The organism is Streptomyces bicolor, assembly GCF_000719285.1.
GTDB lineage: Bacteria > Actinomycetota > Actinomycetes > Streptomycetales > Streptomycetaceae > Streptomyces > Streptomyces bicolor.
In genome coordinates this window covers 86,977-112,402 of the sequence record NZ_JOFS01000006.1, presented here as the reverse complement: position 1 = coordinate 112,402, position 25,426 = coordinate 86,977, and the positions used below count along the sequence as shown (strand labels likewise).

23 protein-coding genes are annotated in these 25,426 nt (G+C 72.0%); 12 read left to right on the top strand and 11 right to left on the bottom strand.

Going from position 1 to position 25,426, the window contains the following annotated elements; translation table 11 throughout:
• The first annotated feature begins 1 nt into the window (after window position 1).
• The 9 genes from IF78_RS48835 to IF78_RS44915 all read left to right on the top strand — a co-directional run bounded on the left by IF78_RS48835 (window position 2) and on the right by IF78_RS44915 (window position 8,219).
• Complete coding sequence (locus IF78_RS48835) at window positions 2-172, top strand: hypothetical protein (protein WP_167348308.1); 171 nt, start codon at window positions 2-4, stop codon at window positions 170-172.
• Window positions 173-340: 168 nt separating this feature from the next.
• Entirely contained in the window at window positions 341-679 is a 339-nt protein-coding gene (locus tag IF78_RS0109340) for a MerR family transcriptional regulator (RefSeq protein ID WP_031482969.1), read from the top strand.
• Window positions 680-911: 232 nt separating this feature from the next.
• A complete protein-coding gene (locus tag IF78_RS0109335; protein WP_031482971.1) occupies window positions 912-1,115 on the top strand; it encodes a cold-shock protein in 204 nt (67 codons plus the stop codon).
• A 149-nt stretch (window positions 1,116-1,264) separates the two neighbouring features.
• The gene (locus IF78_RS0109330; protein WP_031482973.1) at window positions 1,265-2,731 is read left to right on the top strand and encodes a DEAD/DEAH box helicase; all 1,467 of its coding nucleotides are present in this window, start codon (window positions 1,265-1,267) and stop codon (window positions 2,729-2,731) included.
• Between the two features lie 86 nt (window positions 2,732-2,817).
• Entirely contained in the window at window positions 2,818-3,225 is a 408-nt protein-coding gene (locus IF78_RS0109325) for a CBS domain-containing protein (RefSeq protein WP_031482975.1), read from the top strand.
• Window positions 3,226-3,290: 65 nt separating this feature from the next.
• A complete protein-coding gene (locus IF78_RS0109320) occupies window positions 3,291-3,578 on the top strand; it encodes an SCO5918 family protein (RefSeq protein ID WP_031482977.1) in 288 nt (95 codons plus the stop codon).
• Between the two features lie 54 nt (window positions 3,579-3,632).
• The gene (locus tag IF78_RS0109315) at window positions 3,633-4,013 is read left to right on the top strand and encodes a hypothetical protein (protein WP_031482979.1); all 381 of its coding nucleotides are present in this window, start codon (window positions 3,633-3,635) and stop codon (window positions 4,011-4,013) included.
• Window positions 4,014-4,148: 135 nt separating this feature from the next.
• Window positions 4,149-4,625 carry a DUF5994 family protein gene (locus IF78_RS0109310; protein WP_324617275.1) on the top strand — a complete coding sequence of 159 codons (477 nt, stop codon included), beginning with the start codon at window positions 4,149-4,151 and terminating at the stop codon, window positions 4,623-4,625.
• A 435-nt stretch (window positions 4,626-5,060) separates the two neighbouring features.
• On the top strand, window positions 5,061-8,219 hold the full coding sequence (locus tag IF78_RS44915) for an FG-GAP-like repeat-containing protein (protein ID WP_051827620.1): 3,159 nt from the start codon (window positions 5,061-5,063) through the stop codon (window positions 8,217-8,219).
• A 56-nt stretch (window positions 8,220-8,275) separates the two neighbouring features.
• On the opposite strand, the gene IF78_RS0109300 is transcribed toward IF78_RS44915, so the two are convergent.
• From IF78_RS0109300 to IF78_RS0109280, 5 genes are read right to left on the bottom strand one after another with little or no spacing between them, the layout of a single operon-like run.
• Entirely contained in the window at window positions 8,276-8,911 is a 636-nt protein-coding gene (locus IF78_RS0109300) for a hypothetical protein (protein WP_051827618.1), read from the bottom strand.
• Window positions 8,908-10,404: a sensor histidine kinase gene (locus IF78_RS0109295; protein ID WP_031498127.1), complete on the bottom strand. Its 1,497-nt coding sequence runs from the start codon at window positions 10,402-10,404 to the stop codon at window positions 8,908-8,910. Before IF78_RS0109295 ends, IF78_RS0109300 begins: the two co-directional genes overlap by 4 nt.
• Window positions 10,401-11,084, bottom strand: a complete 684-nt coding sequence (locus IF78_RS0109290; RefSeq protein ID WP_031482989.1) for a response regulator transcription factor — start codon at window positions 11,082-11,084, stop codon at window positions 10,401-10,403. Before IF78_RS0109290 ends, IF78_RS0109295 begins: the two co-directional genes overlap by 4 nt.
• Before the next feature lie 23 nt (window positions 11,085-11,107).
• Window positions 11,108-12,718, bottom strand: coding sequence for a murein biosynthesis integral membrane protein MurJ (gene murJ, locus IF78_RS0109285; RefSeq protein ID WP_031482990.1), 1,611 nt, complete (start codon window positions 12,716-12,718; stop codon window positions 11,108-11,110).
• A gap of 5 nt (window positions 12,719-12,723) precedes the next feature.
• Window positions 12,724-13,911 (bottom strand): lipid II:glycine glycyltransferase FemX, encoded by a 1,188-nt coding sequence (locus IF78_RS0109280; protein ID WP_031482992.1) that lies wholly within the window; start codon window positions 13,909-13,911, stop codon window positions 12,724-12,726.
• A 207-nt stretch (window positions 13,912-14,118) separates the two neighbouring features.
• Here IF78_RS0109280 and IF78_RS0109275 point away from each other — a divergent pair, with 207 nt between their 5' ends.
• Entirely contained in the window at window positions 14,119-15,318 is a 1,200-nt protein-coding gene (locus IF78_RS0109275; RefSeq protein ID WP_031482994.1) for a L,D-transpeptidase, read from the top strand.
• Between the two features lie 96 nt (window positions 15,319-15,414).
• On the opposite strand, the gene IF78_RS0109270 is transcribed toward IF78_RS0109275, so the two are convergent.
• Window positions 15,415-16,167 (bottom strand): hypothetical protein, encoded by a 753-nt coding sequence (locus tag IF78_RS0109270; protein WP_158751316.1) that lies wholly within the window; start codon window positions 16,165-16,167, stop codon window positions 15,415-15,417.
• A gap of 148 nt (window positions 16,168-16,315) precedes the next feature.
• On the opposite strand from IF78_RS0109270, the gene IF78_RS0109265 reads away from it, so the two are divergent.
• On the top strand, window positions 16,316-17,065 hold the full coding sequence (locus IF78_RS0109265; RefSeq protein ID WP_031482998.1) for a hypothetical protein: 750 nt from the start codon (window positions 16,316-16,318) through the stop codon (window positions 17,063-17,065).
• Between the two features lie 3 nt (window positions 17,066-17,068).
• Here IF78_RS0109265 and IF78_RS0109260 read toward each other — a convergent pair whose 3' ends face one another.
• Entirely contained in the window at window positions 17,069-17,821 is a 753-nt protein-coding gene (locus IF78_RS0109260; protein ID WP_031483000.1) for a DUF4232 domain-containing protein, read from the bottom strand.
• 226 nt (window positions 17,822-18,047) lie between these two features.
• On the opposite strand from IF78_RS0109260, the gene IF78_RS0109255 reads away from it, so the two are divergent.
• The gene (locus IF78_RS0109255; RefSeq protein ID WP_037640056.1) at window positions 18,048-19,370 is read left to right on the top strand and encodes a helix-turn-helix domain-containing protein; all 1,323 of its coding nucleotides are present in this window, start codon (window positions 18,048-18,050) and stop codon (window positions 19,368-19,370) included.
• A 44-nt stretch (window positions 19,371-19,414) separates the two neighbouring features.
• On the opposite strand, the gene IF78_RS0109250 is transcribed toward IF78_RS0109255, so the two are convergent.
• The 4 genes from IF78_RS0109250 to IF78_RS0109235 all read right to left on the bottom strand — a co-directional run bounded on the left by IF78_RS0109250 (window position 19,415) and on the right by IF78_RS0109235 (window position 25,193).
• Complete coding sequence (locus IF78_RS0109250) at window positions 19,415-21,910, bottom strand: Hsp70 family protein (protein WP_031483004.1); 2,496 nt, start codon at window positions 21,908-21,910, stop codon at window positions 19,415-19,417.
• Window positions 21,907-22,335 (bottom strand): hypothetical protein, encoded by a 429-nt coding sequence (locus IF78_RS0109245; RefSeq protein WP_031483005.1) that lies wholly within the window; start codon window positions 22,333-22,335, stop codon window positions 21,907-21,909. The genes IF78_RS0109250 and IF78_RS0109245 overlap by 4 nt, the downstream gene beginning before the upstream one ends.
• Before the next feature lie 4 nt (window positions 22,336-22,339).
• Window positions 22,340-24,313, bottom strand: coding sequence for a hypothetical protein (locus IF78_RS0109240; RefSeq protein ID WP_031483007.1), 1,974 nt, complete (start codon window positions 24,311-24,313; stop codon window positions 22,340-22,342).
• Window positions 24,314-24,407: 94 nt separating this feature from the next.
• A complete protein-coding gene (locus tag IF78_RS0109235) occupies window positions 24,408-25,193 on the bottom strand; it encodes an endonuclease/exonuclease/phosphatase family protein (protein WP_051827651.1) in 786 nt (261 codons plus the stop codon).
• Window positions 25,194-25,426: the final 233 nt, after the last annotated feature.

Sequence of the window (25,426 nt, the reverse complement as noted above, 5' to 3'; positions counted from 1 at the left end):
GATGGTGACCTTTCTGCTGCTCCTGCTGGTGGCCGTCGTCCTCGGAATCATCGGCGTGGCTGCGGACGGCCTGGGCTACCTGCTGGCCATCGCCGTCGTGCTCTTCCTGGCCGATGTGGCGTTCCTCGCGGTGGTGGTGTCCCGGCGGGTTCGCCGGCGTCCCCTGCGCTGACCGTCCGGCCCGGCCTGTACGGCCGGGGGAAGTCTGTCACGGCGAGGACACGTTTCCCTGCCCGTCGGAGATAGGGTTCTCGCACGAGCCAGACGGTGCCGGACCCTTCGGAGCACGGGTGCCGCGCACGACTGGGCCCCCTCGCCGCGTCCCCGGAACGAAGGTGCCATGCCCGCTGAGAACGCCCCTGTCGCCGGGAACCTCGACGACGACGACTACCCCGCCTACACCATGGGGCGGGCCGCCGACGTCCTCGGCATCACCCCGGCCTTCCTGCGCGCCCTGGGCGAAGCCGAGCTGATCACTCCCCTGCGTTCGGAGGGCGGCCACCGCCGGTACTCCCGCCAGCAGTTGCGCAGGGCCGCCCGCGCCCGCGAACTCGTCGACCAGGGCACCCCCATCGAGGCCGCGTGCCGCATCATCTCCCTCGAGGACCAGCTCGACGACGCCCTGCGCCTGAACCGGCAGATGCGCCGGAAGCTGGACGCGGACGGCGCGAATACCTAGTCCCGCGGTTACAGAATTGAGGGCCGCGACGGAATGAGAATTTCTGATCGATCCCGAAAATCCTTGACCACCACCACCCGACCCTGTGTTAACGTGATAGCAGTTGCAGTTTTGGTTGCCGGAGATTTGATTCTTTGCATAGCTTTCCGGATCTTTCCGGAGGGGTGATGATCGCGGCGACTCGGATCCGTAAAGTGCGGAATTCGACACTGCCCCCAAAGGGAGATTACATATGGCATCTGGCACCGTGAAGTGGTTCAACGCGGAAAAGGGCTTCGGCTTCATCGAGCAGGAGGGTGGCGGCCCCGACGTCTTCGCCCACTACTCGAACATCGCCACCCAGGGCTTCCGCGAGCTTCAGGAAGGCCAGAAGGTTACCTTCGACGTCACGCAGGGCCAGAAGGGCCCGCAGGCCGAGAACATCGTTCCTGCCTGACGCCGACGCGAACTGTTCGACCGAGGCCCGCACTCTTGGGGTGCGGGCCTTTCGCATTTCCCTTCGGCTCATGCTTGTGAATCCTCGTGGGGCTTCCCGCCATTCGACGGAATTCCTCGACACGCCGCCGCATCGAAGAAGGTTCCTCCATGAGCCGCACCCGTCGTACCGGCGGCAGCTCCGGCCGATTCCGTACCGATGGAAGTTCCCTGCGCTCGGCCGGCCGCACTCATGTCCCGGCACCACGCTCCACGGCACGCCCCCAGGAGTTCACCCCGCCGGTCACCCGCACGGTGCCGCTGCCGGCGGTCGGCACGTTCGCCGAACTGGACATGCCCGAACGTCTGCTGGCCGCGCTCGGCGCCGAGGGGGTGACCGTGCCCTTCCCGATCCAGGCGGCCACGCTGCCGAACGCACTGGCCGGACGGGACGTGCTGGGCCGGGGGCGCACGGGCTCGGGCAAGACGCTCGCCTTCGGCCTGCCCGTGCTGGCACGGCTGGACGGGCAACGCGCTCAGCCTCACCGGCCGCTCGCCCTCGTCCTCGTACCCACCCGGGAACTCGCCCAGCAGGTCACCGACGCGCTCGCCCCCTACGCGCGCGCCCTGCGGCTGCGGCTCGCCACCGTGGTGGGCGGCGTGTCCATCGGCCGCCAGGCGAGTGCGCTGCGCGGCGGAGCCGAGGTCGTCATCGCGACGCCGGGGCGCCTCAATGACCTCATCGAACGGGGCGACTGCCGGCTGGACCAGGTCGCCGTCACCGTCCTGGACGAAGCCGACCAGATGGCCGACATGGGCTTCATGCCCCAGGTGACCGCGCTGCTCGACCAAGTAGGCCCCGACGGCCAGCGGTTGCTGTTCTCGGCCACCCTCGACCGCAACATCGACCTCCTCGTACGCCGCTATCTCCACGACCCGGTGGTCCACTCGGTCGATCCGTCCGCGGGCTCCGTCAGCACCATGGAGCACCATCTGCTGCATGTGCACGACGCCGACAAGCACGCCACCGCGACCGAGATCGCGGCGCGTGACGGGCGAGTGATCATGTTCCTGGACACCAAGCACGCGGCCAACCGGCTGGCCAAGCACCTGCTGTCCGTCGGCGTGCGGGCCTCGGCCCTGCACGGCGGCAAGTCCCAGCCGCAGCGCACCCGGACGCTCGCGCAGTTCAAGGACGGCCACGTCACGGTCCTGGTGGCCACCAACGTCGCCGCCCGCGGGATCCATGTCGACGACCTCGACCTCGTCGTGAACGTCGACCCGCCCGGCGATCACAAGGACTACCTGCACCGCGGCGGCCGTACGGCCCGCGCCGGCGAGTCCGGCACCGTCGTCACCCTCGTCCTGCCGCACCAGCGCCGCGCGGTGGACCGTCTGATGGCCGACGCCGGCATCACGCCGCGTTCGGTCCGGATCCGCCCCGGCGAGGCCGAACTGCGGCGCATCACCGGCGCCCGGACGCCCTCCGGCGTGCCCGTCACCCTGACCGCACCGGCCACCGAGCAGAGCGAGCACACGGGCTCCGCCGGCCGGAGCCGGAGGAAACGGGGCAACGGGCGCGGCAGAAGCGGACGCACCACCGCACCTCGCCGCTCCATGCCGAGGAACAACCCCTAGCCAGGCACCGGGACTCGCTCCCAGCGGTCGGGCGAGCCTTCGCCCGACCGGCCCGCCCGAGCCCGCCCGACGAAGAGGAGAAGCCCTTGACGCCGATTCCGGTACGCACCCGGCAGACCGAGAGCGCCCACGGCACCGGTCTGACCGCCAGTGACGCCATGTACGCCCCCGGGCCTCAGGTGGACGACCACATGACCGTCGACGTGGCGCTGTCCGTGCTCATCAGTGCCCGCGTCCCGCATCTGCTCCTCCAGGACGCGGACGGGCGGTGCGCGGGACTGGTCACCCGGGCCGAGCTGTCCGCGCACCGCGGCGGCTCGTGGTACAGCGACCGGACACGGCTGCGGGACATCCCGCTCGACCGCGGACCGTTCACCTCGTCCCTGGCCGTACTCAGCGAGGCGGAAGCCGCCATGCGGACCCGCACCCTGGACGTGTCCCCCGTGATCGACGAGCACGGCTACGCCCTGGGCGTCCTCGCCCTCCCCTGCTGACCGCCGGCGAGCGGCCGGCCCCTTCCGGTGCCCGGTGATTCTCCCCCAACTCTGTGGAGGCATCCATGCGTTGTGTCATCGCCCGTTTCCCCTTCGACCTGACCAAGAGCGAGGTCGAGCAGTCCATGAACGGCGTCGCGCCCGAACCCGTCACCGGCGCTTCCGCGACCATCAACCACCGCGTCTACCCCGTGATGCAGGTCGGGGAAGTGATCACCAGGCAGAACCGCCGCGACTTCACCGTGGGAGAGATGGTCCGGGCACTGACCCGGCTCGGCTTCACCTGCCACACCGCGCGTCCGGTCACGCCGCCCCCGGTAGCGCGAGCCGACCATGGTGTGCTGGGCTGGTGAGGCGCCGGTGTCCGCTCGGCACCGACACCCGTCGCCGGACAGGGCTCCCGAGGCATGAAGCAATCCGATGACCTCCTCGTCGCGCTTGCCGCGATGGTGGAGGAGCAGCGCAGCAGCCGGATGTCGTTGACCGTGGTGATCCCGGGTGCCGTCATCACGGGACGGCTGGCCCCGGAAGCCCTGTGGAAGGAGCGGGTGGCCGAAGTCCTGCGGGACTCCGCACACCTGGGGTCGTTCGCCGCCGCGTTCGCCACGCCCGCGGGCGGCGGCGATCACGAGCCGGAGCACGGTCACGGGCCCACGCACCTCCACTTCCACGTCGCCCGCATCCTCCAAGGCAGCTTCGGCATCCCCGACACGGGTGGCATGTACCGGGTCGCGCTGAAGGACGTGAGCGCCTGGACCATCGGGGACATCGGCTACGCGGACCAGTGAGGACGGGTCGCCGGTGCCGCGTCCTCCTCGTCCGCGCCGGCCCGTTTCGGGACCGGGGCTTCGAAGGGCGCTGTCGGGTGGCCCGGACGTACCGACGGAAACGGACGGCCCACGAGCCGCCCGGGACGGGATCGCATGATGGACGTCACCGGACCGTCGGCCGAGGGTTCCTCCCCGGACGACGTGCGCACCTACCGCATGCCCGTCGCCCGGCTGGCACTCACTCCGGGGGTCAGCCGCGGTCCCCTGGACGGGGCCTGGTGGCCGCGCTGCGACCTGCTCGAACTGGAGTTGCCGGCTCTGGTCGACTCGCTCGGCTCCGGCCTCGGCACCATCACCCGCGTCACCGTGGACGCCGTCGCCTGGCCCGACGTCCCGCATACGGTCACGGCACCCGGCCGGGTGATCGAAGTGGCCCTGTCGGCCGTGGACGTCGAAGCGCATGCCATCGCCCTGGACTGCGGCTCCGGAGGCCGCCGGGAGCTGCTGGTCATCCCGCCCGGTCAGTCGACCGCGGCGGCGAGCTGGCTGCTGATCACGGCCGCCGATCCGTGGAACACCCTCACGGCCGCGCACATGCTGGCGCTCGCCGAGACCGGTTTCGAGGGTTGACGGCAGGTGATGCCCGGCTTCCCGTGTGGAACGCCGAAGGGTGTGGAACCCGGTCTGCGTGCGGGCCGGACGGGGCGAACCGCGTCCGCGGAGGTAACCGGTTCGGCAGTGAGCCGCGATCCGCACGCGGCCGGTACGGCCCGCGTCACCCGGTTGCCGCCGCGAGTCGGACTGCGGCGACAATCGGAGTGGGCTTGGCGGGGCCACACGCACACGTGCGGCACGGCCCACGGCCCGAGACGGGCTCGGAACTCCGTTTTGGCCGCCGATGGGCCATTCGTGACCGCACTCGAATCCTATGTGCGTCCTGTGTTACCTTCCGGCGCCTTCTGGGGGACTGCTCCGCATCGCGCCACGTCGACGCGCACCTCTTGCGCGCGCCCGTGTGTGTCCGCGTCGAGCTGCCTCCTCATAGCCAGCCAGTTGGAGGAATGCGTGGCAGGACGACACTCTCCTGACCGTAGACGCACGCTCATACGTACGGGCATCGCCACCGCCGCCGCACTCGCGGTCGCCGGCGGTGCCGTCCCGCTTCTCCTGCAGGGAGCGCAGGCCGAGCCCGTCTCCCTGACCATCCCGGTCCCCGATCGGTTCGCACCACTGAAGAACACCGTGCATGACGCGGGCAGCTCGGGCTTCCTCACCAGGGAGGAACAGGAGGGCGATGCGTTCGGCACCGGCTTCGGTCCCATGAGCGGCTACCGGTGGATCCCGCAGAGCGGCGACCCGCAGGCCGTGGGCCCCGACCCCGCCGACTCCGGTGTGCGGGTCGACGGCTCGGCCTCGGACGTCGTCGCCCTGTACACCAGGGCGAGCCGCACGGTCGAGCTGAAGGACCTGACGGCGGGTACGTCGACGACGTTCACGCTGCCCGACGGGCACGCCTATCTCGGTGCCACGGGCGGTGCCGTCCTCACGGCCACCTCGAAGGACACCGGCGGCATCGAGGCCCTGCACGTGCTGCGCAAGCCGGCCGGCGGCGAGCTCACGGACACCGTGGTGACCGGTGCGGTGCCCGCGTCCGCGTGGGCGGTCGGCGCCGACGGGCACACCATCGCCCTGCGCACCCCCTCCGGCGGCGCGCAGATCCTCACGCTCGTCGACCTGGAGACCGGGCGGGCCGAGGTCGCCTTCTCCGACGCGTTCGGCGGCAACAACATCCAGGTCGTGCTGTCCGGCACCCATGTCGGCTGGTACGACAGCGAGTACGGCGACGACAAGGTGCACCTGCGCCGCCGGGACGCCCTCGACGCCGCCGAAACCACGGTCGCCGTCGCGGGCAGCGGCGAGTACCCGGCCAATGTGGCGCTGCTAGGCGACCACGTCCTCGCCACGACCGGCCATGTGCCCCAGCAGCCCGGCGACGAGTACCAGCTGCGCCGGGGCGGCGAGCTGCGGGCGCTGCCGATCGGCGGCGGCGCCGCGCAGACCCTGCTGCCCCACGCGGCCCTGTCCATGGCGGCGGCGCCCGACGGCGGTGTCCTGGTGACGGGCGGCGCGGACGCGAGCCACTGGGCGGTGCGCAAGGCCACGGTCGGCGCCGACGGCACGATCACCCTCAGCACGCTGCGCGAGCTGCCGGCGCGCGCCGGAAAGCTGCGCGAACTCGCCCTGTCCGCCAACCTGCTGGCGACGACCGAGACGGACACCAACTCCTTCCCGTCGATCTTCAAGCGCACCCTCGACCTCGGCGACAGCCCCTCCGCGGGCGACCGTTCGGTGCTCCAGGAGCCCGCGGCGACGGACGACCCGAGCGATGTGCGCCGGTACACGGGCACCCTCCCGGTGGGCACCGGCGACGGCCGTTTCGCCTACGTGGACCTCTACGCGTACAACACCGCGAAGAACCACCTGGAGGTGCGGTCGTCGGCGCAGGACTCGCTGTCGCTGCCGCTGCCCCGGCAGAACGCCGACGGCACCCCGACGACGTACGGCGGCACGGTGCTCTCCGCCTCCGGCCGCTATGTCGTCTTCGGACAGGGCACCGGCCCCGACCACCACCAGTACGTCGCGGACATGGCGGCGACCGGCGGGCCGAAATTCATCTCCGAGCGGGTGGGCGGCGGCAGCGCCGTGTGGGGCACCACGCTGTGGACCGCGGGCGACACCGATGGCACCATCAAGGCCGTCGACCTCAAGTCGCAGGCGACCACCGACACCGTCGAGCTCGGCTGCACGCCCAACCGGCTGCAGGCCGTGGGCCGCTGGGTCGCCTGGGACTGCTCGACCGGCTCCGGGCTCTACGACCGTACGACCAAGCAGAAGGCCGCGCTGCCCGCCGCCGGCGAGCTCGGCGACGGATATCTGCTGAGCCTCGACAAGGACGCCGGCACGGTCCGGCTGACCGACTTCCACACCGGCACCGTCGGTGACACCCGTGACCTGGGCGCCCTGCCCGGCGCCACCGGGAAGATCGCGGCGGACCGGTTCGGCGGCGGTGTCGCCTGGCTGGACACGGCCACGGGCGTGGTGCGTGCCGAGTCCACCGGTGTTCCCACGTCCCCGCTCGCCAAGATCGAGTCGCACCCCGACACGTCGGTGAACCTGAAGTCCACGACGGACGCCCGCTGGGACGGCTCCTGGCAGCTGTCCAAGCCGGCCGCGTCCGGCGCGCAGGTCGTGATCAAGGACAGGGCGGGGCGTACCGTGCGGACGCTCGCGGCCACCGCACACGGCGCAGCCCTGACCGCCGCCTGGGACGGCAAGGTCTCCGCGACGGCGTACGCGACGGACGGGACGTACACCTGGACGCTGACCGCCGCGCCCGCGGACGGCCAGGGCGCGGCACTGCAGCTCACCGGAAGCATCACGCTGACCGGCGGCGCCCGCGGCCACCACGACCTCAACGGCGGCGCGGGCGACCTGATGACGCTCAGCTCCTCCGGCTACCTCACCACTCACCACGGCGACGGCAAGGGCGCCTTCGGCACCAAGGCGTCCGGCACCGGCTGGCCCGCGGGCACCTACGCCGTGCCCTTCGGGGACCTGACCAAGGACCGCTGCAACGACCTTCTGGTCCGGATGCCCGACGGCGCCCTGCGCCGCTACACGGGCAAGTGCGCGGGCGGCGGCTACAGCCCCACTGGCGGCTACACGGCACTGGGCACCGGCTGGCAGCAGTACAACGTGCTGACCGCGCCCGGCGATCTGACCGGCGACGGCCGTACGGACCTGATCGCGCGGCAGGCCTCCACGGGTGACATCTATCTGTACGCCGACAACGGCGCGGGCGGCCTCAAGGGCCGGGTCAAGATCCGTTCAGCCTGGACCGGGTACACCCACATCACCGGCACGGGCGACCTCACCGGCGACGGCTTCGGCGATCTGCTCGCCCGCCGCAGCGACGGCACGCTCTTCCGCTACGACGGCACGGGCGCGGGCCAGTTCAAGGACCGGGTCACCGTCTTCACCTCCTGGGGCAGGGGGTACAACGCGATGCTGGGCGTCGGCGACATCACCGGTGACGGCAGGGCTGACCTGGTCGTCCGCGACACCTCCGGGAACCTCTACCGCAACAACGGCAAGGGGAACGGATCATTCACCTCCCGCACGCTGATCAGCACGGGCTGGCAGGGCTACAAGGGCCTGTTCTAGAAAACCGCTGAGAGTCCCGGAGGCCGGCCCCGACTCGCTCGAGTCGGGGCCGGCCGCTACGTCGCGCCGCCGCTCGTCGCGGTGCCGGGTACGTTCCCGGTGGTGCCGGGGGCGAGTCCGCAGGTGCCGGACGTCGATGCCCCGTCCTGTCCCGTGAGCTCCACGACTACTTGGCCGTCGGCGTCCTGGCTGTAGGCGATCGTGCAGGTCAGCTGGCGTACGGCAGTGCTGTCGAGGCCCTCCAGGGCGAGGGGCAGGCGGGTTGTGACCCTGCCGCCCGGCAGGAGCTCGACCTCGACGGTCCCGCCGGGGCGGGCGGCGGGCAGGGAGGTGGTCAGGCCGGCGGCTCGGTCTTCCTTCCGCGGACCGGCGAGCAACGCCACGACGACCTTCTCCGTCGGGACCGGTCCATCCGTGTCGCCGGGGTTCTGGGCTGCGGAGCCCGACTCGGCGTATCCGTCGCCAAAGACGGTCGAGGACCCGGTCGTCCGGATCACCGGGCTCAGCCCTCCGTCGGGGGAACGGAAGAAGAGCAGCATCTCGGAGTCGCGGTTGAAGAAGGCATCGACGGAGGCGGGGCCGCCCGCCTCGATGACGTCGGTCTCCTGGATACCGCAGCCACCGAGCAGCGGTACGGCCACCGCGACGGCGGCCACGGCCGCCGCACGTCGGCGCGTCCGCGCACGCCTCATCCCCCGGCCCCCTCCGCGCGAAGCGGTATCTCCAGGGTGAAGACGGCTCCGGCCCCGGGCAGGTTCCCCGCACGGATCGTTCCGCCGTGCAGCTTCACGTTCTCCAGCGTGATCGCCAGCCCCAGGCCGCTGCCCGCCGAGCGGATGCGGGCCGCGTCGGCCTTGTAGAAGCGGTCGAAGATGTGCGGGAGCGAGTCGGTGCGGATGCCCGGGCCGCTGTCCATGACCTCGGTGATCAGCACGGGCGTGCCCGCGGAGCGTGCCTCGGTGCGCAGCCGTACCGTGACGGGCGCGCCGCCGTGCCGCAGGGCGTTGCCGACGAGGTTGGCGATCACGATGTCGAAGCGGCGCGGGTCGAGGCGGGCGCGGATGCCGTCGGGGAGTTGGGTGCGGACCCGGTCGTCGTCGGTCCAGTGCCGGTTCGACAGGGTCTTGCGGATGGCCTCGGCCACGTCGATCTCGTCGGTGTTCAGCTCGGCCGCGCGCGCGTCGAAGCGGGAGATCTCCATCAGGTCCTCGACGAGCACGGCGAGCTTCCCGGTCTCGGCACTGACCAGCCGGACCGCCCGGGCGGTGTCGGCGTCCAGGTGATCGGCGTCCTCGTCGAGGACCTCGGTGACGGCGAGCATTCCGGCGAGGGGGGTGCGCAGTTCGTGCGAGACGTCGGAGGCGAAGCGGCGGGCGCGTTCCTCGGCCTCGCGCAGTTCCCGCACGGTGCGTTCGAGTTGGCCCGCGGACTCGTTGAAGGTGCGTGCCAGGTCGGCCAGTTCGTCGCTCCCCCGCACCGGAATACGGGTGTCGAGTCTGCCGCTGCCCATGTTCCGGGCCGCCCGGCGCAGTTCCCGCACCGGGCGCAGCACGCTGCGCGCGGCGATCAGGCCGGGTATCAGCGCGACGGCGAGTCCGGGCAGGGCGCCGTCCCGGGCGGCCATGAGGAGGGCGTCGACGTTGACCTGCTCGTCGGTCATCGGCATGACGGCGTACAGGACGAGTCCGCTGGGCAGCAAGCTGTACGGGCCTGTCTTGAAGACGGTGGGCATGGCGATGGTCAGGTAGGGGACGCCGTCCTTGACGACCCGCTCGAAGCTGCCGTGGGGGTTGGCCCGAGCGGCGCGGCGCAGTTCGGGTGTGATGACCGTGGAGACCGGGTTCTCGCCCGAGGAGGCGCGCACCGAACCGTATTCGGCGAACACCACCCAGGGGTGCGGCTTGCCTCTGCGGGCGATGCCGCGCAGGAGCTCCTCCAGGTCCTCCCCGCCCTGCACGGGCAGCCCGACGCCTATCTGCTGGACCTGCTCACGGAACGACGTGACCGCCGTGTCCTGCGCGGTCTCCAGCAGCGCGTTGCGGGCCTCGCGGTAGGTCAGCGCGGCCGTCGTGCCGGCGCTGACGGCGGCGACCAGCAGGAAAGCGAGCAGCAGACGGGTGCGCAGCCCGAAGGCTCTGACCCGCGCCCGGCCGAGGACGGGGCCGGATTCGGGGCCGGTGCTCACAGCGGCCCGAAGCGGTAGCCGAAGCCCCGCAGGGTCTGGACGTAGCGGGGGCTGCCGGCCTCGTCCTCGATCTTGCCGCGCAGACGTGCGACGCACGCGTCGACCAGCCGGGCGTCGGCGTGGTAGCTGTGCTCCCAGACGTGCTCCAGCAGTTGCTGCCTGCTGAACACCTGCTCGGGGGCGGCGGCCAGGTGCAGCAGGAGCTTCAGCTCCGAGGGGGCGAGCGCGAGCGGCCGGCCGGCTTTGGTGACGGTCAGTCCGACCCGGTCGATGGCGAGTTCGCCGTAGAACTCGATGGCCGGGCGGCCCGCGCCGCCGTCGTCCAGGCGGCGCAGTACGGCACGGATCCGGGCCTCGATCACCTCGGTGCGGGCGGGCTTGACGATGTAGTCGTCGGCGCCGGCCTCCAGGCCGATGACCACGTCGAAGTCGTCGCCGCGCGCGGTGAGCATGATGATCGGCAGCTGGCTGCGCTCGCGGACCTGCCGGCAGACCTGGACGCCGTTCATCCCGGGCAGCATCAGGTCCAACAGCAGCAGATCGGGGCGGAATTCGGCCATCGCGGCGAGGCCGGCCTCGCCGGTGGCGGCCGCCCGTACTTCGTGGCCGCGGCGGCGCAGACCGAGTTCGACCCCCTCGCGTACGGAAGGGTCGTCCTCGATGAGGAGCACGCGGGGCATCGGCGGTTCTCCCTCGGTGATGGTCAGGTCCGGGCCACTTTCCGGCGTACGCCGGAGAGCAGCGCGTCGAGTTCGGCGAGTCGCAGCGGACGGGCGAGCAGGGCGAAGGTGAGGACGATGACGACCGCACCGGCAATCGTGGAGACCACCGCCCCCGCCGGTGCGGTTCCCACGGCCGCGAAGTGGCCAAGCGCGGTGGCGGGTACGGCGGCGAGCAGCAGCCGCGCGTGCGCGCCGACGGCGGACGAGCGCAGGGGGCGGACGACGGCGAGCCGGCGGCTCAGCACCCGGCCGGTCACCGCCCAACCGACGCACAGCGCCAGCGAGTACGCCGCCGCCATGCCCGTCACGGCCCAGCGGGCCGGCAGCAGGTGCGTGGCGACCACGGACAGTCCCGCGTTGAGGGCGACGATCACGAGGTTGAGCAGGAACGGCGCACGGGTGTCGGAGAGCGCGTAGAAGGCGCGGGAGAGGACGTACTGGCCGGACAGGGCGATCAGTCCCGGCGCGAAGGCCATCAGGATCCCGGCCATGGCGGCCGTGTCGGCGGCGCTGGTCCTGCCGTACCCGAAGACGAGGGCCATCACCGGCGGGGCGAGGGCGAACAGCGCGCAGGCGGCGGGTACGACGGCCGAGGCGCAGACGCGCAGGGCGTGCGAGACGTCGCGGCGCACGGCGGCGGTGTCCCCGTCGGCGGCGGCCGCGCTCATCCGGGGCAGCAGCGCGGTCACCACGGAGACCGTGATGATGCCGTGCGGTACGACCCACAGGGCATAGGCGTTGTTGTACGCGCCGTATCCGGGGCCGCCGTCGAGACCCGCGGTCGTGGCCAGCCGGGTGGTGACCCAGTAGGCGGCCTGGTTGGCCAGAACCAGCAGCACCAGCCAGCCGGCCGAGCGCAGGGGGCGGGTCAGTCCGCTGCCGCGCCAGTCGAAGCGGGGCCGCCAGCGGAAGCGGGCCGCGCGCAGGGCGGGGACGAGGGCGAGGGCCTGGGCGGCGATGCCGGCGGTCGTGCCCCAGCCGAGTACGGCGGTCTCGGTCGCGGTGAGCGTGTCCCCGCCGCCCATGACCATCGCCAGGTACAGGCCGAAGACGGTCATGACGACGAGGTTGTTGAGGACGGGCGCCCACATCATCGCGCCGAACCGGCCGCGCGCGTTGAGTACCTGCCCGAGCAGCGTGAACAGGCCGAGGAAGAAGATCTGGGGCAGGCAGTAGCGGGCGAACGCGGTGGTCATGGCCGCCTGTTCGCCGGTGTAGTCGGTGTACGCGTCGACGATCGCGGGCGCCGCCCACGCCGCGGTCGCGGTGATCGCCAGCAGGGCGAGGACGCAGACGGTGACGAGCCGGTCGGTGTACGCGGCGCCGCCGTCGTCGTGCTCCTTGGCGGCCTTGACCAGCTCGGGCACGAAGACGGCGTTCAGCGCGCCGCCGAGGAGCAGCATGTAGACGATGGTGGGAAGGGCGTTGCCGACCGCGTAGCCGTCGGCGACCGGCCCGATGGTGCCCAGCGCCGCCGCGACCACGGCGGAGCGGGCGAAGCCGGTGGCCCGGGCGACGATGGATCCGGCGGCCATGACGGCGCTGCCGCGTGCTGCGGAGGAGGCCGGAGAGGCCGCCTTCGTGATCTGCATCTGCTTCATCGGCGGTTCAGGTACGCCTGGAAGGCGCGGTAAAGCGTGTGGTTGGCGCTGCCGCCCAAGGGTCTCTCCCATTCCCCCAACGTCTCGACGACCTGCCCTCCGGTGCCGAGCTTCCACCGCAGCAGTCCGTACGCACGTTCCCCAGGATCGAGAGTGGAGGGTACCCCGCGCATGTCGTAGACGTCGGCGCCGAGGGCGTGGGCGTCCTGCAGCATCCGCCACTGCAGGGCGTTGGAGGGCCGGACCTCGCGACGGTGGTCGGCCGAGGCGCCGGTCTGGTACCAGGCCCGGCGGCCCACCGTGATCATCGTGTGGGCGGCCAGGATCTCTCCTCGGTGCCGGGCGACGTACAGCTTCATCCGGCCCGGTTCCTCGGCGTTGAGCGCCGCGTACTGACGCTCGTAGTAGGCGAGCGAGCGGCCGAGCCGGAAGCCGTCGCGCCGCTCGGTGATGCCGAGCAGCCGGTAGAACTCCGGGAGTTCGGCCGCGCTGCCCACCACCACCTCCACGCCCTCCTTCTGGGCTCGGCGGACATTGCGTCGCCACTCCTGGTTGAGCCCGGACCACAGGTCCTCGGTGGTGCGTCCGGCGAGCGGCACATGGAAGACGTGGCGCGGTTGGGCATCGCCGTCCTTGTCATCTCCGCAGCGGCGCCAGCCACGGGCCCGCAGCCGCTCGGCGACGGCGGTGCCGAGCGGGTCGACCTCACTGGCGAGGACGTCGCCGAGGCGTCGGCCCGGGCCGGTGAGCGGCTTGAGCAGGGCGGCGTCCCAGCGGCGGTAGGCGGGCGAGGGGCCGATGCGCACGGCGAACGCGCCCGAGTGGCGCAGGTGGTCCAGCAGCGGGCCGAGCCAGCCGTCGATGTCGGGGTCGGTCCAGTCGGCGACGGGACCTTCGGGGAGGTAGGCGAAGTACTTGCGGGTGCCCGGGAGTTGCCGTAGCAGCACCAGGGCCACGCCCGTCAGCGCGCCTGCCTCCGGGTCCGGCCCCCAGCCGAGCAGTTGGGCGCGCCAGCCCTCCTTGACGTCGGCCCAGGACGGGCACTGCAGGAAACCGGCGCCGAGCGCGGCGCCGTCGGGGGTCGCGAGGAAGGCGCGGTATGTCTCCGCGGTGATGGTGCGCAGGGCGAAGCCCCGGTTCCGTGGTCGGCACACGCGGCTGGGCGGCACGAGCAGCGCTGACACAGTCTGAGCCTCTCCTTCTCCCCGGGCCTGTCGCGGGGACATACAGGAGGCTCACAGCGGTCCATGACCGCTCCGTCCGGCAAATGTGACCGGACCATGACCGTTCCGCACCAGCCGCCGTCATGTTGCTCCGCAGCGGCTGACCTCGGGTTTTCCGGCTCTACAGTCACAACATCCACCATCTTGTCGCCCCTTGCGGAGGCCCTGTTGTCACGCATCCGTGTACTCGCCCATGCCCGGGCCGCCGTTGTGGCCGCCCTGCTGGCACCGCTCGCCGCCTGTTCGTCGGGCGGCTCCCCGAACGCCCCGGACAGCAAAGGAAGTTCAGGTGCCGCCGCCGACCGCCCGGTCACGGTGACCGTCACGCCCAAGGGAGAACGGGTCCCGGCGGGCGAGCCCGTGCGGGTCACGGCCTCGGGCGGCACACTCACCTCGGTGACCGTCACCGACGCCGAGGGCCACCGGCTCGCCGGCAAGGTCGCCGCCGACGGCCGGACTTGGGTGTCCGACCGCAAGGCCGTGCCCGGCGCCGCGTACAAGGTGACGGCGGCGACCCGGACCGAGGGCGGGACCGCCAAGACCACCAAGGCGGCCTTCACCACGGCTCCGGCGGAGAGGGTCAACAAGGTCGACTGGCGTCCCGGCACCGGTACCACCGTCGGCGTCGCCCAGCCGATCTCCCTGGTCTTCGACAACCCGGTCAAGAACCGGGCCGAGGTGGAGAAGCAGCTCAAGATCACCACCTCGAACGGCACCGAGGGCTCCTGGGGCTGGATACGCGACTGGTCGGGCCGGGACCGGGTGGACTGGCGGCCCAAGGCGTACTGGAAGCCCGGAACCAAGGTCACGCTGAACGCCGAGTTGAACGGCACCGACTCGGGCCCGGCCGGCGGCTGGTTCGTACGCGACTACTCGACCACCTTCACGATCGGCGCCCGGCAGATCGTCGAGGTCGACCTCGACCGCCACCGGCTCACGCTCGTACGCGACGGCGAGACGGTCCGGCGCATACCGGTCTCCGGCGGCACGCCCGGCGGTGACAAGCGCTCCTGGCGTGGAACCGCCGTGCTCATGGCCAAGGAGGGCACGATCAACATGAACTCCGAGACGGTGGGTCTCGCCGACGCCTACAACAAGATGGTCGACTTCTCGATGCGACTGACGTGGTCGGGCATGTACGCGCACGCCGCCCCGTGGAACGCCCGCTACTTCGGCAACTCCAACCAGAGTTCCGGATGCATAGGAATGAGCGACGCGGACGCGTCCTGGTTCTACCGGCAGGTGCGGCCGGGCGACCCGTTCGAGATCACCGGCAAGGACACCAAGGGCGAGGTCGCGCCGGGGAACGGCTTCGGGGCGTGGAACCTCTCCTGGAGCGAGTGGCAGGAGAAGAGCGCGCTGCGCTGAAGGGGTCCGGGCACCTCCGTGCCGTATCGCGAAGCCCATGGTGGCTCCGCGATACACAGATCCGGCTCCTGAGGCCGGCCCGGCAGCGGGGGTCTGTCAGGATCCTCGCGTGGCGTCTTCAGGGGACGGGGACTTCGCCTCGTGCCGACCCGTGAACGGCACCAGGACGGGCGTCTCCCGGCGCCGGCCCCGGGCGGCGGGCCTCCCGGGCCCTGTCATAGCGGGCGTGGACAGGGACGGTGAGGGCCTGCGGATGTACCGCTCGCCCAGGCTGTCGTCGATGCGCACGATGAACCCGGTGGTCTTCCCCGCCGGCTCGGCCGGGTCCGTCATGTCGGCCACCGCCGAGATCCTCTCGTACAGAGCCCTGCCTCGCGCACCGCGGGCGGCATCCTCCGCCCTGGCGACGTTGCGGAGCACATCGAGGATCCGGACCAGGTTGTGGCCCGAGACGACCACGTCCTGCATCCCGTCGGCGCCCTTGGTGATGCGTCCCCGAGGCAGATTCGGATCGACACTGAGCATGCTCAGACGCCTGCCGTCGGGGCCGACCCGGTTCCCGGCGTCGTACGTGCTCTGGGACCAGGCCGGTTCCCACGCCCCGAAAGCGGCTCGCGCCATGAACGTCCACGTGTCCTCGTGGCAGTGCAGCGTGACGTAGGAGATGCCCGCCAGCCGCCGCATCACCTCGCCGTGCCGAACGGCCGAGACCTCGTTCGCCGCGCGCGCCGCGCGGGCGACTGCCCGGTCCTCCTCACGCCAGCGCTCTTCCTGCTCCCAACGGCGGTTCGCCAGCTCCCTCTTGAGCCGCTGCTTCTCGGCATACTGCGCGATGAACGTCCTCAGCACGAACACCCCTTGCGGGACGCCTCAGCGACGAGGTCTTCAAGAATCAAAGCCGAACTCATACTGTCTGAAACGCGCCGAACACCTTCAAGACACGCACGTCGTCCCCCTCCGGGCGAACGAGGCGGGCGGCGCTGAGGAGATCCACACCATGACTGCTCAGCAGCCGCTCACCTACGACGCGTTCGTCGAGCTCGCCGCCGCTGATTCAGCCGTCGTCGGCCTCGTCCTCAAGGGTTCCCGAGCCCACGACGGCATGGTCACCCGGCACTCCGACCACGACCTGTATGTGATCGTCGCCGATGACGCCAGAACCGATCTCACCCGTTTCGCGGGCCACCGCACCGCCCGGCTCGACCTAGTCATCGTCTCGCTCACCGAGTTCCGTGCGGCCGGGATGCCCGGTTTCGAGCGCTACGCCCTCGCCCGTGCCCAGGTCGTGCTCGACCGGCTCGACGGAGGCATCGCCCGGATCCTCGCCGACAAGGCCCGGCTGAACGCCGGCGAGGCGTTCCGGGACGCCAGTGGCCTGCTCGACGCCTATGCCAACTCCCTCTACCGCTCCGTCAAGAACCACCGGGACGGCCATGCGCTCGCCGCTCGCCTCGACGCCGCCGACAGCATCCGGTTCCTGCTCGAGCTGCTCTTCGCTCTCGACCGTCGCCCCCGCCCCTACAACAGGTACCTGGAGTGGGAGCTTGCCCGGCATCCGCTACCGGGCTGGGAGACCGACACACTGCTCCATGCCGTGGACCGCATCTCGGCAACCGGCGACGTAGCGCTGCAGCAGCAGTTGTTCACCCTGGTCGAGGCCGCTGCCCGAGCGGCGGGACACGGCGAGGTGCTGGACGCATGGGGCGAGGACCTCGACCTCATGCGTCCAGCACCCAGGGAGACGTGACGCTCACCAGGTCAGGGCGTCGGCCATGGTCGACTGCCAGTACGAGACGCGGATCGAGTCGTCGACGTACACGCCCTTCGCGGGCAGTGACGGCCGGGCGGCGTCGCTCGCGGCCGTGTCGAAGTAGACCGCGAGGGACTTGGCCGTGTAGCCGCCCGAGCCGCTGCCGTCGGCGGCCGAGAGAAGGACGCTCGCGTAACCCGACTCACCGGGGGCCAGCGTGACGACCGCCTGCGGCTTGGAGTCCTCGATGGCCGGCGGGACGGACTGGGCCTCGCCGAACCGGACCGCCGGGTAGCCGGTGAGGTTGCAGTTCTTTGAGCCGGTGTTGGTGACGGTGAGGAGGAGGTGGTTCAGGGGGCGGGAGACCTCCGTGGCGGTCGTGCGGGTGGAGGCGGGGGTGCAGGGGGTCACGGTGGGCTCCGAGTCGTTGGAGCCGGTGGAACCCGAGGAGCCCGTAGAGTCCGACGCGCCTGTGGAACCCGTAGAGCCCGACGCGCCCGTTGTGCCGCTCGAACCGGCCGCGCCGCCCGTCGAGCCGTCGGAGGTCAGGCCCGCCGAGCCGGTCTGGCTCGTCCCGGTCGAGGTGCCCGCGTTCGCCTTGGGCGAGGGCGTGGTGGAGGCCGTGGCCGCCGATCCTGCCGATGCCCCCTCGTCCTTGACGCCCTCTCCACTGTTGCAGGCCGTCAGCGTCAGCGTGGCCGCCGTGAGCGCCGCGGCCACGAGCATGCGGGTGCGGTGGGTGCGTGTGGACATGTGATCCCCCTTGTGCGGTACGGGTGTTGCATGACCGCTCGACCGGGTGCCGGAAGCGGCGTGCCGGGAGCGGCGTGCTTGGATGGCCCAAGCTTGTGAGGGGATCCGTCCCGCCCGCCACGACTGCCGGGGCATCCGGGACGCTGGAACGCTTGCGACGCCTCTGACCTGGGGGAACGACCGCCCCCTGGAACGTGGGTCCGGGACGTGGGGAGAGGGAGGAACGGTGGCGGGGGACGAGTTCTCGGAGCTGCTGGGCCAGTTGAAGGAGCGGTCCGGGCTCAGTTACGGGGTGCTCGGGAAGCGGCTGCACACGAGTGCGTCCACGCTTCACCGGTACGTCAACGGGGACGCCGTACCGACGGACTACGCGCCCGTGGAGCGGTTCGCGCGGGTGTGCAAGGCGACGCCCGATGAACTGGTGGAACTGCACCGGCGGTGGGTGCTCGCGGATGCCCGGCGCAGGCAGAAAGCGGGTGGCGGGGGCCCTGCGGAGGAGGAACCGCGGGCGCGGACGGCGGCGGAGGCCGGGGCGGCGGACGCCGCGGCCGAGACGTCGGGGAGCGAGGCGGCCGAGGCCGAGGCCGTGGCCGGTTCCAAGGGTGAGCGGCGGCCCCTGGCGGGGGTTCCCTGGGCGCGGCGGCGTACCGTCGTGCTCGCCGGGGCGGCCGTGGCCGCCGTCCTCGTGTCGGCGGCGCTCGTGGTGAATCTCCTGCCCGGCGATGACGGTGGCGATGGCGACGAGGGCGGGAAGCTGTCCGTGGGGGCGGGCGCCTCCCGGTCCGTCGAGGAGAGTCCCGGCGCCTCCAAGTCGGCCGACGCGAAGGGGGAGTCGGCGTCGCCGTCCTCCACCCCCTCGGGCAGCGGGAGTCCCACGGCCTCCGTCTCCGCCTCCCGGAGCGGCGCGGCCGAGGGCGGCGGTTCCACGGACGGGGCCACCGCGCCCTACGTCGCGGTCAATCCGTACAAGTGGGAAGACCCGTGCAGCCAGCACTACCTGGTCGACCGGCAGCCCGAGCAGGTGCCGCCGCCGCCGAATGAGCCGACCGCGCGCGGGTGGGTCACCGCGCTCGGCGGGGTCGCCGCCGGGCAGCAGATGCTCGCACTGACCGTGCAGGGCACCGGGAAGGCCACCGTCGTCCTGGAGGACCTGCATGTGCAGGTGGTGGAGAAGAGCGCACCGCTCGCCTGGAACGACTTCCAGATGGGGGTCGGGTGCGGTGGCAACGTGGAGACGACGTCATTCGGGGTGGACCTCGATGCCGGACAGCCCGCGCTCTCCCCCAGGGCCGGTCAGCGCGACTTCCCGTACCAGGTGAGCGAGTCCGATCCCGAGGTCTTCTACGTCTTCGCGGACGCGCGGGCGCACAACGTGAGCTGGTATCTGGAGCTGGAGTGGTCCAGCGGGGGCCGGAAAGGCACCGTACGCATCGACGACAAGGGCAAACCGTTCCGCACGAGCGGGAACGTGGGCCGGCCGACGTACAACTACCCGCTCGGTTCCTCCGAGTGGGGGCGGGACGAGTACACCCCTGACATCCCCGGCTGAGCGCCCGGCGGGCACGCGTACGCCGGACCGCTCAGCCGGCTCGCTCAGCCGACCCGCACCGTGCTCGCCAGGTCCGGCGGCGGCGGGGGCTCGGGCAGCAGGGACTGCAGCTCGATGTTGATGGAGCGCAGTCGTTCCTGCTCGCCCGCGTCCCGGGCGCGTTCGCCGTCGCGGATCAGGCGGTCGGCCCTGGCCGGGTGGCGCATCCGGTCGCGGTAGCGGGCGAGGTTGTCGAAGATCAGCGGCTGCAGCACCCCGGCGCGGTCCAGGACGCGCGAGGCGTGCTCGCGCAGTCGCTCGGTGCGGCGGCGCAGCAGGTCGGCGTCGCGGGACTCCACGGCGTCGGCGATGTCGCGCTCGAGGATCGGCAGGTCCTCCCGGTCGGAGGGGCTGCCGTGCGCGGCGACCAGGTCGCGGACCTCGGTCAGCAACGACTCGGCCTGGCGGACCAGTTCGGGCCAGGTCAGTTCGTCCTCCACGGCGTCCAGGGCGAGCCGCAGGTCGAGCAGGCACTTGGCGGCGCGGGCCGCCTCGTCGGGGGCGTGCCGGGCCGCCTCCACCGCCCGGTCCAGCTCGCCGAGCAGGTCCTCGTCGGCCACGCGCTGCAGGAGCAGGTCGGCGACCGGGCTGCCCAAGCTGCCGCAGCGGGTGCGCAGTTCGGCGAGCCTGGCCCGCTCCGCGTCCACGTCCAGGAGCAGTTCGGCGTGGTCGACGGCGGGTTCGCCCACCAGGTCGACGGTGGTCTCGAACGCCTCGTCCAGCAGCGGCACGAAGGCGCTGACCTTCACCAGCCGGGAGGCGTCGATCTCCACGGTGAGCCGTACCTCGCTGCCGGCCGGCACGGTCCGGCTCACCCGGTCGGCGCCGACCTCGATGCGGCCGATGGTGCGGTTGCGGTCGGCGCGGGCGCGTTCGCCCTCCAGGACGGGGATGCGGATCAGCCCGCCGCTCGCACCCCGCTCGACGGTGACGGTGGTGCGCAGCGGTGCGGTGCGCCGTACCGGCAGCCGTGCGCCGCGTTCGACGAGCGGGCGCACCTGGTTGTCGCTGAGGCCGACGCCGAGGGCGTGGGTGAGCATGGGCTCGGTCTCCACGGCGCCGACGGTGTAGGTGAGCAGGTCGGGGGTGAGGCGCTGCCGGGTCCCGGTGGCGTCCGTCAGGACGACGGTGAACGTGTTGCGCCGGCCTGGTTCCGCGCGCAGGGAGGCGGTGAACTCGCCGCGCGCGGACAGGGCGATGCGGCCGCTGCGCCAGGGCGGATCCGAGGCCTCGTTGAGCAGTTCCACGGACATTCCCGAGGCGGCCGTACCGTCGGCGGCGGTCACCCGGCCGACCACGACCGGGTCCAGGTCGGGGCTGACCCGCGGGTACTCGCAGCGCAGCGTGAAGGCACCCGGCTCCGGGGCGGGCGCGGTCCAGTCGTCGGGCAGCGGCTGGGCACCGGCGAAGATCGCGGCGCCGCGGGCCACGACGGTCATCGGGTCGTGCCCGAAGTCCAGCGGGATGCCGAGGCCGTGGCGCGGGTCGGCCAGGCACTCACGCAGGAAGGGCATGGCGGTCTGGCCGCCGACCATGATCACCTTTTCGATGTCGCCGGGCTGCGCGCCGAGTTCGCCGAGCGCCTGGCGGCACAGGTTGACGGACCGGGTGACGAAGGGCTCGGCGAGCCGTTCCACGTCGGAGCGGCGCAGCTCGTGGAAGAACTCGTACCGGCTGCCGCTGTCGTCGACGAGTTCGACGTCGACATCGGCGGTGTGCGAGCGGGACAGCCGGATCTTCGCGGTCTCGGCGGCGTGCTTCAGCGCGGCCACGGCCGCCCGCCACCGCGGGTTGCCGCGGGCGAGGCCGGCCAGCTGCGGCACCTGGCGGACGGCGGCCGGGATCAGCAGCTCCTCCACGATCCGCCAGTCGACGAGCTTTCCGCCGAGGAAGTTGTCGCCGCAGTGGCCGACGACGGAGAACTCCCCGTCCCGCAGCCGGATCACGGCCGCGTCGAACGTGCCGCCGCCGAAGTCGTAGACCAGCCACATCGCGTTCTCGTCGGTGGCCTGGAAGCCGTACGCGTGGGCGGCCGCCGTGGGCTCCTGCAGCAGCCGGGTGAACTCCAGTCCCGCGAGGCCCGCCGCGCGCCGGGTGGCGTCGCAGGCGTTCAGGTCGAACGCGGCCGGTACGGTGATCACCGCCGCGCGGATCTCCTCCTCCAGCCGGGCCGCGACGTCGGCCCGCAGCGCGGAGAGCACCTCGGCGGACATCTGCTCGGGTGTCATGGTGCGGCCGGCTGCGGGGAAGTGCTTGTCCTGGCCGGCCGTGCCCATGCGCAGTTTGAACTCGGCGCAGGTGTTGTCCGGGTCGCGCTCGTACCGGTCCCGGGCCGGCCGGCCGACGAAGAGCCGGTCGCGGCGGTCGATCCAGAGCGCCGACGGGGTGGTCTCGTCGCCGTCGTTGTTCTTGATCACCTCGGTGTGGACGCCGCGCAGTACGGCGACGGCGCTGTTGGTGGTGCCGAGGTCGATCCCGATGTCGATGGTGCTCCTGCTCACTGTGCGGCTCCCCCGGTCGCGTCGGACTCCTCCTGCTGCGTGCCCACGATGACCTCGCCGAGCGCGAGGGGCGTGCCGCGCAGGTACACGGCAGGCCGGACGGTCTCCACGACCTCGTCGCGTTCCAGGCCGGGCATGGGCTGGTAGGCCAGGACCCGCATCCGCAGCCCGGGGTCGAAGACGGTGCCCTCGTACGAGCGGGTCTGCACGCCGCTCTCCACCAGGGCGTCGACGACGGCCTCCAGGTGGCGGCGCACTCCGGCGGTGGTGCCGTCGGCCGCCTCGACCTTGTTGCACAGCCGCCACACGGCCGTGGCGAGCTCGACGACGGCGCCGGCCTCCAGGGCGACGGGGGCGGTGAGGGGCGGGGGCGCGTTGGTGGGAGCGGGGGTAGGGGTCCCGGCGCCGGGTGGGGTGGACGACATCGGATCACTTCTCCCTGTGCCATAGGTCGATGAGGCCGGACACCATGACGAACCCGCCCATCACGACGGAGCCGATGGCGAGCCATGTCCCGGCGGTGGTCTCGCGGCCGCCCGCGATCACAGAGGCGACGAACAAGGCCACCGTTGTCAGCGCGAGAACGATCCCGGGGCGCCTGCCGAGCCATCCCTCGTCCCCGCCCGACCGTGCGGACGGCCCGCGGTGTGTGACGGGCCGGCGGTACGCGGCGCGCGACCCGTACCCGGTCGTTGCCGGCGGGTACGGGTCCGGTGAGAACCCGGCCCGGGTCAGCAGCGCCCGGGCGTCGGGCCGGCAAGAGGCGCAGCAGGGGATCCCGATGCTGCCCGGGCCCGAGAGGCGGTCCGGTGCGACGGTCACCACCTCGGACGGACCCACGGACCGGCCGCAGCGGAAGCACTGGCCCGGGGTGCCGGCGACCGTCGGTGCCGTGTCGTACGGGGATCGGGCCGCCGCCGCCCGGGTGAGCGTGTCGATGTTCTGCCGGATCACCGACCGGGCCTCCTCGGCCACCGCGTGCGGCAGCACCCTGCGGTAGCCCGCGAGGGCCTTGTCGATGTCGCGGGTGGTGTTGACGTACTCGGTGTACAGCCGGCAGGCCGCCATGGCGACCGCGTCGCGGACCTGGTCGGTCTCGGGGGCGTGCGGGCGCAGCTCCCGCAGCTCGCGCAGGCGTGGCTCGACGGTGTCCAGCAGCCGGGACGCCCGCTCCGCCCCGCCCCGCGGTGACCGCTCACCGCGCTCCACGGCCTCCTTGCAGTCCAGGAGGATGTCGTTGCTCAGCAGCACGGCGAGGTTCTGCTCGACCAGGTTGCGCACCTGCCCGCTCGTGGCGAGCACGCGCGCCGACCGCAGGTGCGCGGCGGCCCTGCTGACGCGGGGGTCGCGGGCCGTGGAAGGGTCCTTGGACAACGCGTTCGCGCAGGCCACCGCGCAGGCGTTGACCGCGGTCGCCACCTCGTCGGCCGCGTCGGCCGGCACGGGATGCTCCATGCCCAGTACGGTCCGCAGCACCCGGACGTCGGCGCGCGTGTCCGCCAGCAGGGAGTCGGCGGCCCGGTCCAGCGTCGCCGGATCCGCGCCGGCGCCGGGTATGGCCTCCGTCCGCTGCCGGACGGCGGCGGCGAGGGGCGCGGTGACGCGGCGGAGGGCGGCGTCCACCGTGGCGTCGTTCACGACCCTGGTGTCCGCCAGGCCGTCGTTCACCGTGAAGCCCCACATCAGCGACACGTGCTGCAGGGCGACGTCCTCGCCGTCCTTGCGCCGGGCCGCGTCCACCGCGAGCTGCGCGTGCAGGTCCAGCAGCACCGCGGGCAGGGCCTCCCGCAGGACGGTGCCGTCCACCACGCGCAGCCGGGGGTCGTCGAGTACGCGGATGCGCTCGTCCAGCCAATGCCAGCAGCCGTCGTCGTCCAGCACCAGCCGCCAGTACCGGTAGGCCCGCTCCCACAGCGTCCGGCGCGTGCCGGCTCCGTAGAACGCCTTCGCCTCCAGCGCCTCGGCGTGGTGGAGGACGGCGAGATTGTGTACGGCGATGCTGCGGGCGCCCGGGGCGCCGGCGTCCGCGTCACGGGAACCGGCCAGCCGCGCCCACGCCTCCCGAGCCTGCGCCAAGTCCGTCCCGTCGCTCTCCGGCAGCGGCCAGAACCAGAAGAACTCGTCCACCACCCGCCGTACCGGATCCTCCAGCCGCCGCAGTGCCTCCCGTACGGCGATGTGGTCGGGCACCGGGTCCGGCGGCAACCACCGCGACTCGCCCGCCGCCGGGCCCCCGGTCCGCTCGGCCCCCAGCGCCTCGGCCGCGCGGGCCTCGGAGATCCGGCGCCGCACCTCGCGCGGCGTCGCCGTGACCGTCAGCCCGCTGATCCTGAACGCGTTGTGCCGGTACAGCTCCCGGTCCAGGGCGTCCGTGAGCCACGTCGGCACGTCCGACCGAGCCATGGGTTCCTCCGACCGCTGTCCACCCGCCAACGGCGCCCAGCATGGGGGCGGCCCCACGGGACCGGTCCCGAGCCGGCCGGGCTGCCCTCTCAGGTCAGGTCAGGTCCAGGTCGGTGCGGAGCAGGTGGTGGTCGGAGTACGGGCTCGGATGCACACGGTGCTCGAGGGGGGCCATGCCGCGCAGGAAGACATAGTCGAACTTGCTCTGCCAGTCGGTGGTCACCTCGCAGGTGCCGGTGGACGAGGGACGGCACTGGGGGTCCGTGTCCGCGGCCAGTGTCCACATCCCGCTAAGTTCGGGGGAGTCCGGCACGGCGTTGAAGTCGCCGAGGACCATCGCGCGGTCGTGCCGGGCGACCTGCGCGGCGAGCACGCCGATCTGGTGCGCCCGGACCGCTTCTTGACGTCGGTGGGCGAGGTGCGTGTTGAAGACCCGGACGGACTGGCCGCCCACGAGGGTGGTGACCGCCATGTACCCACGGTCCTCGGATCCTCCGTCTGGGTACTCCGCGGTGACGCGGTCCGTCATCGGCGCCGCCGAGAGGATCGCCTGACCGAAGGCCCCCGGACTCCACGGCACTCCTCCGCAGCGGCCCCAACTCCTCAGCACCGTCCCGTACTCGACGTGGTAGACCAGCCCGTGCAGGTTCTCCAGGTAGTCCCGGATCCTCTCGACGTCACGCACGCACGCTTCTTGCAGACCGATGACCTGCGGCGCATAGGTGGCGATCTCCGCTGCCCGGTCGACGTTGCTCGTCTCGCAGGGGTTGCAGATGTTCCATGTCATGACCCGGTTCGGTACGACGTCCCTGACGGCCTCGACGGGCACGGACCTGGCGAAGAGCCCACCGCTCGGTGCACTGGGGCCGACGAGCACCATGAAGGCCACGACCACGGCGCTCGCGAGTAGCCGCGTGCCCCTTCCGAGCACCGTTGCCTCCTCTGAGTGGACACCTGGAATCCGACGTCTCCCGCACGAGGTTATGAGACGGGGTGGGCGGCTGTCGGAGGTCGGGTCCGCGGCGCCCGCCTTCCCACTGACGGCCATTTTCCTCATTCCTCTCGACAATCGCCTCAACTACCCTGACTTTCGGGAGCAGTTGTGCGTCTCGA